This window comes from Ornithinimicrobium sp. F0845 (assembly GCF_023015765.1).
In the GTDB taxonomy this organism is placed as follows: domain Bacteria; phylum Actinomycetota; class Actinomycetes; order Actinomycetales; family Dermatophilaceae; genus Ornithinicoccus.
In genome coordinates this window covers 1-8,253 of record NZ_JALKAL010000025.1, presented here as the reverse complement: position 1 = coordinate 8,253, position 8,253 = coordinate 1, and the positions used below count along the sequence as shown (strand labels likewise).

General features: G+C 70.3%; 5 protein-coding genes and 1 pseudogene. 3 read left to right on the top strand and 3 right to left on the bottom strand.

What is annotated here, in order from left to right; genetic code table 11:
* Nucleotides 1–62: 62 nt before the first annotated feature.
* On the bottom strand, nucleotides 63–2,336 hold the full coding sequence (locus MWU75_RS19510) for a cell wall-binding repeat-containing protein (protein ID WP_247094110.1): 2,274 nt from the start codon (nucleotides 2,334–2,336) through the stop codon (nucleotides 63–65).
* 235 nt (nucleotides 2,337–2,571) lie between these two features.
* On the bottom strand, nucleotides 2,572–3,414 hold the full coding sequence (locus tag MWU75_RS19505) for a hypothetical protein (protein ID WP_247094108.1): 843 nt from the start codon (nucleotides 3,412–3,414) through the stop codon (nucleotides 2,572–2,574).
* Nucleotides 3,415–3,433: 19 nt separating this feature from the next.
* Between MWU75_RS19505 and MWU75_RS19500 the strand changes: the two genes are divergently transcribed.
* The 3 genes from MWU75_RS19500 to MWU75_RS19490 are packed head-to-tail and all read left to right on the top strand — an operon-like array spanning nucleotide 3,434 to nucleotide 7,772.
* On the top strand, nucleotides 3,434–4,030 hold the full coding sequence (locus MWU75_RS19500; protein WP_247094106.1) for a TetR/AcrR family transcriptional regulator: 597 nt from the start codon (nucleotides 3,434–3,436) through the stop codon (nucleotides 4,028–4,030).
* Nucleotides 4,024–5,754, top strand: a complete 1,731-nt coding sequence (locus MWU75_RS19495; RefSeq protein WP_247094104.1) for an ABC transporter ATP-binding protein — start codon at nucleotides 4,024–4,026, stop codon at nucleotides 5,752–5,754. Before MWU75_RS19500 ends, MWU75_RS19495 begins: the two co-directional genes overlap by 7 nt.
* Nucleotides 5,754–7,772: an ABC transporter ATP-binding protein gene (locus MWU75_RS19490; RefSeq protein ID WP_247094102.1), complete on the top strand. Its 2,019-nt coding sequence runs from the start codon at nucleotides 5,754–5,756 to the stop codon at nucleotides 7,770–7,772. Before MWU75_RS19495 ends, MWU75_RS19490 begins: the two co-directional genes overlap by 1 nt.
* A 142-nt stretch (nucleotides 7,773–7,914) precedes the next feature.
* Here MWU75_RS19490 and MWU75_RS19485 read toward each other — a convergent pair.
* Nucleotides 7,915–8,253, bottom strand: a pseudogene (locus MWU75_RS19485) (hypothetical protein); the annotation flags it as partial.

The window sequence follows — 8,253 nt, the reverse complement described above, 5'->3', positions numbered from 1 at the left end:
CCGCGGCCCGGCCGCCCCCGTGGGTGGGGTGGCCGGGCCGTGGTGTGTGGGGGTGTTGGGTGTTAGCCGAAGTAGGCGGCTAGGTCGATCTGGATCTGGTTGGACACGGCCTGGGAGCCGCCGAGGATGATGATGCGTTGCGGGTCGAGCCGTTCGAGCTCGGCGATGGTCTCGGCGGGCAGGTTGTCCGGTTGGGTCAACAGGATCGGCCCGAGGATGTTGGCGGTCAGGGGTGCGCCGGTCATGGAGTCGGCGTAGATCTGACCGGTGGCCACGAAGACCGCGTCGACGCCGGGGGCGTGGTCCGCGGAGATCGCTGCGGCGGTGCCGTAGCGGTTCTCCCCGGCGGTGCGGGTGACGGTGCCGGTGGTGTAGGCCTCCAGCTCGGTCAGGAGCGTGTCGGCCACGGCCGCCTCGCCGCCCAGGACGATGATCTGGTCGGGGTCGAGGTGCTCCAGCGCGGTGCGGGTGGCGTTGGGCAGGTGCTCGGTCTTGGTGAGCAGGACCGGGCTGTCGAGCTGGCCGCCGCGGGCTGCGGCGGACAGGGCGTCGGGGAAGTCCGTGCCGGTGGCGATGTAGGCGACCTGGACACCGGCCGGGTAGGTCAGCCCGGCCTGGCTGGCGGTGCCGTAGCGGTCGACTCCGGCGAGGCGGGTGACCTCGTCGGGGGTGTCGGCCAGCGCGTAGTCGGCCAGGGCGGTGACCACCGAGTCCGAGACCGCGCCGGCGCCGCCCATGACGACGATCTTCTGCGGCTGCAGGCGGGTTAGCTCGGCCTTGGTGACGTTGGGCAGGCCGTTGGGCCGCGTGAGCAGGACCGGGGCGTCGTTGGTGCCGCCCAGGGCACCGGCGGGCATGGCGTCGGGGTAGTTCAGGCCGCTGGCGATGTAGACCAGGTCAACACCAGGCGCCCACTCCGAGGAGACCGCCGCAGCCGTGCCGTAGCGGTCCGCACCAGCGATCCGCTCCACCACCGGGCCGGCCTCGTCGTCGTTGTCGACGATGGTGAGCACGGCCTCCGACGGTGAGCCCAGGAAGGCGCCCCCGCCGCTCGGGTTGCTGAGCGTGAGGTTGACGGTCTCGTCGGGCTCGGCCTCGGAGTCGTCGGTGACCGGCACGGTGAAGGACTGGGTGGTGGACCCTGCCGGGAAGGTCAGCGTGCCGCTGGTGGCGGTGTAGTCCGACCCCGCCGTGGCGGTCCCGTCCGAGGTCGCGTACTCGACGGACACGGGCTCATCGGCCGGCGTGGTCAGCTCGGCCGTGATGGTGGCCGTGCCGTCGCCCTCCCCGGCGGAGTAGCTGTCGCTGTCGAAGGCCACGGCCGGGAAGACCGGCGCCCCACCTACCCCGGAGAAGGCGAAGATGAAGGTGTTTGGGTCGCCGTTCGTGGGGCCGGTCTCCGTGTCCGGCTGCCCGTAGGAGTAGACCTCGGCACCGACGACGGCCAGGGCGGCGTCGGCCGCAGCCTCGGTCCCGGCGGCGCCGTAGTAGGTCGTGAAGGACAGCGTCTCGCCCGGCGCGACCTCGTCGAAGCCGAAGTCGAAGAGTGCGCCGTGGTCGTCCGGACCGACGTCGACGAAGTCACCGGTGCTGCCGAGGTCGGAGGGGCCGGACAATGGGTCGGCCTGGGCAAACCCGTCGTTGCTGGCGAACAGGACGTCCGTCGCGGCCTCGGTGCCCTGGATCGTCGAGTACTCGGAGAACGCGGTCGGCTGGATGTCCCAGTCCATCACCCGCCGGTAGCGGGGGTCGACGGGCTCGTCGGTGAGGTTCTCGACGGTGACGTCCACGGCATACAGATTGGGGGTCGCGGAGGGGTGGTAGTCGTGGGTGACGCGAAGGGCATCCAGCCCGGCGTCGTCCTTGACCAGCACGATCGAGGAGGCGCTGGACGGGCTGGTGGTGAACGACTCGACCGTGATGTTGCTCGTGGGCGGCCCCCAGTCACGGTTCGCGGACGCGCTCAGGCCGGTCGTAAAGTCGGCCACACCCCAGCCCTCGCAGACACAACCGTCGGCGGTGGCCTCGTAGCCGGTGGGCACGTAGCGCAGTCCTACGTCGGTCGTGCCGTCCACCGCTCCGGGCGGTTGCGCGAGGTTTGCCGGCACGTTCAACTCACCGCTGGCCCACACGCCCAGCATGACGGTGCCGTTGGTGATGGTGACCCACTCCTCGCCGTCCTGGGGCGCGATCTGGGTCTGCGGATCGGTGTTGCGGGCGTCGGGCGAGGAGCCCGAGGCCAGCGCAGGGGAAGCCGTCAGGCCCATGGCGAGCAGCGGCAGGACGGCAGCGGTCGCCAGGCCGCGGCGCCGACGGGGTGAACGGTGAGTTGTCATGCGACTCCTTCGAAATGCCCCGGAGGGCGCGTGAAGGGCAGGGTGTTCGCGGTCGCGCGCACGGCTGAGCCGAGCTGGGGGTGCAGAACACGTCACGGGTGCCCCGGTCACCAGGTGTCTACCGGTGGTGTGTCGTGCTTGTGTCGTACGACGAACGCGTCTGCGGGGGCCGTGTCGGGCGGCTCCGCTGTCGGCGGCGTCTGGAGGTGGCGTCAGTGGGGGCGTCGGTGGGGGGTCAGTGGGTGGTGTAGCGCTCCCGGGCCAGTTGGAAGCCGTGACCGCTCACCAGGTCGGTGCAGTCCACGCCCAGCCGGTCACTCGAGCACGAGACGTTGCCCAGACGCACCGTCGTGCCGTACGGCAGGACCGCCACCGTGGCACCCTCCCAGTCGGTGGTGGCGCCGAGCCCCGGTCCGGCCCACGCCCCGCCCTGGGTGACGTCGGTCCCCGGTCGGAGGTCGTAGGGCAGGCACGCCCAGGCCGGGTCGGCCCCTCCGCCGACGGACATCGCGTCCGCGGTGGAGGGGGTGCACCCCTCGAACGCCTCCGGGGTGATGTCGCGGTCCTTCGCGTCATACTGCTTGCCGTCAATCTGGCACAGGACCTGGTCGGGCCGCATGACGCAGGCGACGTTCTGCGAGGGCATCAGGAACGAGGCGTGATCACCGTCGAGGAGGATCGAGCCGTCGGGCTGGAGCTGCGCGCTGGCTGCACCTCCCGACCCCGGGGCGGCCGTGCTGCCGGTGTCGTCGCCGGCAGCGGCCTGGTCCTCCTCGGGAGCGCCGGTCGGATCGGTCCCGGCCCCGGCAGAGTCGTCGGTCGCGCTGGTCACCACGGGCTGCTCGGAGTCAGGCGTGCCGGAGCATCCGGCCAGCAGACCGACCACGAGCAGGGGCACGGCAACCCTCAGCGGGGCGACGAGCGCGGCACGGAGCCGGACGTGGCGCCGGGTGTGGCGTCGGGTGCTGGGTCGGGCACGGAACATCAACGGGTTGGCCTCCTGGCGGGGACAGGTGAACCGCGTCAGGGTAGCCAGCGATCCTGGGACGCCGTAATTCAATTGTGAGTGAGTGCTCACTCGGCCTACCCTGCTCGTCATGCCACCCCGCGCCCCAGCCCTGCCACCGGATGAGCGGCGGGCGACGATCGTGGCCGCGGCACTCGGCATACTGCGGACCAAGGGGGAGGCGGCGACCACCCGGGAGATCGCCGAGGCCGCAGGGGTGGCCGAGGGCACCCTCTTCCGGGTGTTCCGGACCAAGGAGGACCTGGTGTGCACCGCCATGGCGCACGCCTTCGACCCGGCCCCGATGCTCGCGGGCCTGCGCCAGGTCGATGCGGGGCTGCCGCTGCGCGAGCGGCTGGTGACCGCGGTGGAGGTCATCCAGGCGCGCTACCGGGAGCTGTTCGACCTGATGCACTCCATGCGTCTCGTGCACCCGCCGGAGCACCGGCCCGGGGCCTCCCACGACGCGCACGGCGCCGCCTGGCGGCGTCAGGTGGAGGACGAGCTCATCGCGCTCGTCGAGCCGGACGCCGACCAGCTCCGCGTGCCCGTCGCCGAGCTGGTCGACCTGGTCGGGCTCCTGTCCTTCGCCGGCAGCCACCCCGTCCTCACCCAGGGGCGAATCCTGTCGGCCGACACCATCATCGAGGTGCTGCTGGACGGCACCAGGAAGGGGGACCCGTGCTGATCCGTCTGCTGCGGGAGCACCTGCGGCCCTATCGCGGGCTGGTGGCCATCCTGCTGGTGCTGCAGCTGGCCAGCACCATCGCCTCGCTCTACCTGCCGACCCTCAACGGGCGCATCATCGACGAGGGCGTCGCACTGGGGCTGACCGGCCCGATCCTGCGGCTCGGCGCCATCATGCTCGGCGTCTCACTGCTGCAGATCACGGTGACCATCGTGGCGACCTACCTGGCGTCCCGGACCTCCGCCTCGGTGGGTCGGGACGTCCGGGGCTCGTTCTTCGACCAGGTCGCGGTCTTCAGTGCGCAGGAGGTCGGGCGTTTCGGGCCGCCGACCCTCATCTCGCGCTCGACCAACGACGTCACCCAGGTGCAGACCGTCACCTTCATGGGCCTGACGCTGATGGTGGGTGTGCCGATCATGATGGTCGGTGGCGTCATCATGGCGCTGCGCGAGGACGTCGGGCTGTCCTGGCTGATGGCGGTCGCGGTGCCCCTGCTGGCGCTGGTGGTCGGGCTGATCATCCGCCGCATGGTCCCGCAGTTCAGCCTCATGCAGAAGTCGGTCGACTGGGTCAACCGGGTGCTGCGCGAGCAGATCACCGGCATCCGCGTGGTGCGGGCGTTCGTCCGCGAGGAGCACGAGCGGGCCCGGTTCGCCGAGGCCAACACGCAGTACACCGGCACCGCCGTCGCGGTCGGCAAGCTGATGGCCCTGGTCTTCCCCCTGGTGATGCTCATCTTCAACGCCTCGACGATCGCGGTGCTCTGGTTCGGCGCCTACCGGATCGAGGCGGGCCAGATGCAGATCGGATCGCTCACCGCGTTCATGGCCTACCTGATCTTCGTGCTGATGTCGGTCATGATGGCGACCTTCATGGCCACGATGATCCCGCGTGCGGAGGTGTCGGCGGGCCGCATCATGGAGGTCCTGGACACCGAGTCCACCGTCGTCGAGCCGGCTGCCCCGGTCGGTATCCCCGAGGGGCCGGTCGCGGTCGAGTTCCGTGACGTGACCTTCGCCTACCCCGGCGCGGAGGTCCCGGTGCTGCAGGACGTGAGCTTCACGGCCCGCCCCGGTGAGACCACCGCGATCATCGGCTCCACCGGTTCGGGCAAGACCACGCTCGTCAACCTCATCCCGCGGCTGTATGACGTGACCGGCGGGGCGGTCCTGATGGGCGGGGTCGACCTGCGCGAGGCCGGGCTGGCGGCAGTATGGCGACGGGTCGGGTTGATCCCGCAGAAGCCCTACCTGTTCACCGGGTCGGTGGCCGAGAACCTCCGTTACGGCGACCCCGACGCGAGCGAGGAGGACCTCTGGGAGGCACTCCGGATCGCCCAGGGTACCGACTTCGTCCAGGACATGCCCGAGGGGCTGGACTCCGCGATCGCCCAGGGCGGCAGCAACGTCTCCGGCGGGCAGCGACAGCGGCTGGCGATCGCCCGGGCCCTGGTCCGGCGGCCGGACATCTACCTGTTCGACGACTCGTTCTCCGCGCTGGACCTGATGACCGACCGACGCCTGCGTGCGGCCCTTGAGCCGGAGACAGGCCAGGCGACGGTCATCGTGGTCGCACAGCGGGTCTCCACGATCATCGGTGCCGACCAGATCGTCGTCCTGGAGGACGGCCGGGTGGTTGGGGTCGGAACGCATGACGAGCTCCTGGGTGACTGCACGACATACCAGGAGATCGTGGAGTCCCAGGCCGTGGCGGAGGTGGCCTGATGGCTGAGGGACTGAAGTCGGAGGAGGAGAAGGCTGCCGAGGCGCGCCGGGGTCCGCAGGTCCGCGGTGGTGGCCCGGGCCACGGGCTCGGGGTCCCCGCGGACAAGCCGGCCAACTTCGGACAGAGCGCGATGCGGCTCCTGGGGCTGCTCCGCCCGCACCGGGCCGCGGTCATCCTGGTGGTCGTGGCCACGACGGTGGCCGTCGTCCTCAACGCCGTCGGGCCCTACATCCTGGCGCGTGCCACCGACATCATCTTCGCCGGCTTCTTCGGCCGGATCCTTGCCGAGCAGGGCGTCCCGCCGGGGACCCCCCAGGAGCAGGTGGCGGAGGGGATGCGTGCCGCGGGCGAGGACACCCTGGCGGACATGATCGCCGTGATGGATCACCTGGAGGTCGGGCGAGGCGTCGACTTCGGGGCGCTGGCGCAGGTGCTGGTGCTCGTGATGGGCATCTACCTCGTCGCGTCGCTCATCTCGTGGGTGCAGGCGCGGCTGCTGGTGATCGTTGTCAACAAGACGATCTACGACCTGCGCCGGGACGTCGAGGACAAGCTCAACCGGCTACCCCTGCCCTACTTCGACCGGCAGCCGCGCGGCGAGGTGCTCAGCCGGGTCACCAACGACATCGACAACGTGGCGCAGAGCCTGCAGCAGACCCTGAGCCAACTTCTCAACTCGCTGCTGACGGTCGTGGCGATGGTCGTCATGATGTTCGTGCTGTCCCCGACGCTGGCGCTGGTCGCGCTGATCACCATCCCGGTGTCGGTCGTCATCACCGGCGTCATCGGCAGTCGTGCGCAGAAGCAGTTCAAGCGGCAGTGGAAGCACACCGGTGAGGTCAACGCCATCGTCGAGGAGACCTTCACCGGTCACGAGCTGATCAAGGTCTTCGGTCGCCAGGCCGAGAGCCGTCGGTCGTTCGACAAGGCCAACAACGACCTCTATGAGGCCGGGTTCGGCGCCCAGTTCGTCTCCGGCATCATCATGCCGACGATGATGTTCGTCGGGAACCTGAACTACGTCGTGATCGCCGTGCTCGGTGGACTGCGGGTCGCCTCGGGCACGATGAGCCTGGGTGAGGTGCAGGCCTTCATCCAGTACTCGCGCCAGTTCACCCAGCCGCTGACGCAGGTGGCCTCGATGGCCAACCTGATGCAGTCGGGTGTCGCCTCGGCGGAGCGGGTCTTCGAGGTGCTCGACGCGCAGGAGCAGGAGCCGGAGTCGGCGAGCCCGGTGACCCTGGACGACCCGCACGGCAGGGTCACGTTCGAGGACGTCTCCTTCTCCTACGACCCCGAGCGGCCGCTGATCCACGACCTGAACCTCAGCGTGGAGCCCGGCCAGACGGTGGCGATCGTCGGGCCGACGGGTGCGGGCAAGACCACGCTGGTCAACCTGCTGATGCGCTTCTACGAGCTTGACGAGGGCCGGATCACCCTGGACGGTGAGGACATCACCGACCTCACCCGCAAGGGACTGCGGTCGCGCATCGGGATGGTCCTGCAGGACACCTGGCTGTTCCAGGGCACCATCCGGGACAACATCGCCTACGGGCGGCCCGAGGCCAGCGAGGCCGAGATCGTGCAGGCCGCGGAAGCGACCTACGTCGACCGTTTCGTGCGCACGCTCCCGGACGGCTACGACACGGTGCTGGACTCCGAGGGTGGCAACGTCAGTGCGGGGGAACGGCAGCTGCTGACCATCGCGCGGGCGTTCCTGTCCGACCCGGCGCTGCTCATCCTCGACGAGGCCACCAGCTCGGTGGACACCCGGACCGAGCTCTTGCTGCAGCACGCGATGTCGGCCCTGCGCAGCGACCGGACCAGCTTCGTCATCGCCCACCGGCTCTCCACGATCCGCGACGCGGACCTGATCCTGGTGATGGAGAACGGCGGCATCGTCGAGCAGGGGACCCACGACGAGCTGCTCGCCTCTGGGGGTGCCTACGCCAGGCTCTACCAGAGCCAGTTCGCCGGCTCGGTCGTGGATGTCGACGAGGAGCTGGCCACGACCTGAGGAATGCCGTGTCACCTGGCCGGGGGGTCCGGCATTTCGATCCGCACAGGCGGCTCCGCGCCCGTCGTTGGGACCAGTGCCTGGGGGAAGGGCCGCCCGGGGTCAGTCAAACCGACAGACCGACCCTTCGGACCTTGTCCCGTTAGAAGGGTGGTGGGGTGTCGTCGGGGGTGGCCCAGGGGCCGTGCTCTGGAGTGTTCTTCGCGGGCGTGGCGGCGGGCGGTCCACTGGTCACACCGTCCGCGGGGTCCGGCGTGCCGTCGGTGCGGGCCGCCCCGTCCCCCGGGCTGTCCGCCGCGCCTGGTGCCGGGCTGTCCGCCGCGCCTGGTGCCGGGCCGTCTGTCTTGCTGGTGGCCTGGTCGGTGGCCTGTTCGGGGTGGGTGGCGTGGGTGTGGCGGGCGCGTTCGGCAGCGGCGGTGTCGGGGTTGGGTCCGTTGACCAGTCGGCCGGTCTTGAGGTTGCGGCGGGTCAGGCGGATGAG

Excerpts from the sequence above, each read along its gene's own strand:
- MWU75_RS19500 (WP_247094106.1), top strand. The coding sequence starts at position 3,434 with ATGCCACCCCGCGCCCCAGCCCTGCCACCGGATGAGCGGCGGGCGACG.
- MWU75_RS19490 (WP_247094102.1), top strand. The coding sequence starts at position 5,754 with ATGGCTGAGGGACTGAAGTCGGAGGAGGAGAAGGCTGCCGAGGCGCGC.
- MWU75_RS19510 (WP_247094110.1), bottom strand. The coding sequence starts at position 2,336 with ATGACAACTCACCGTTCACCCCGTCGGCGCCGCGGCCTGGCGACCGCT.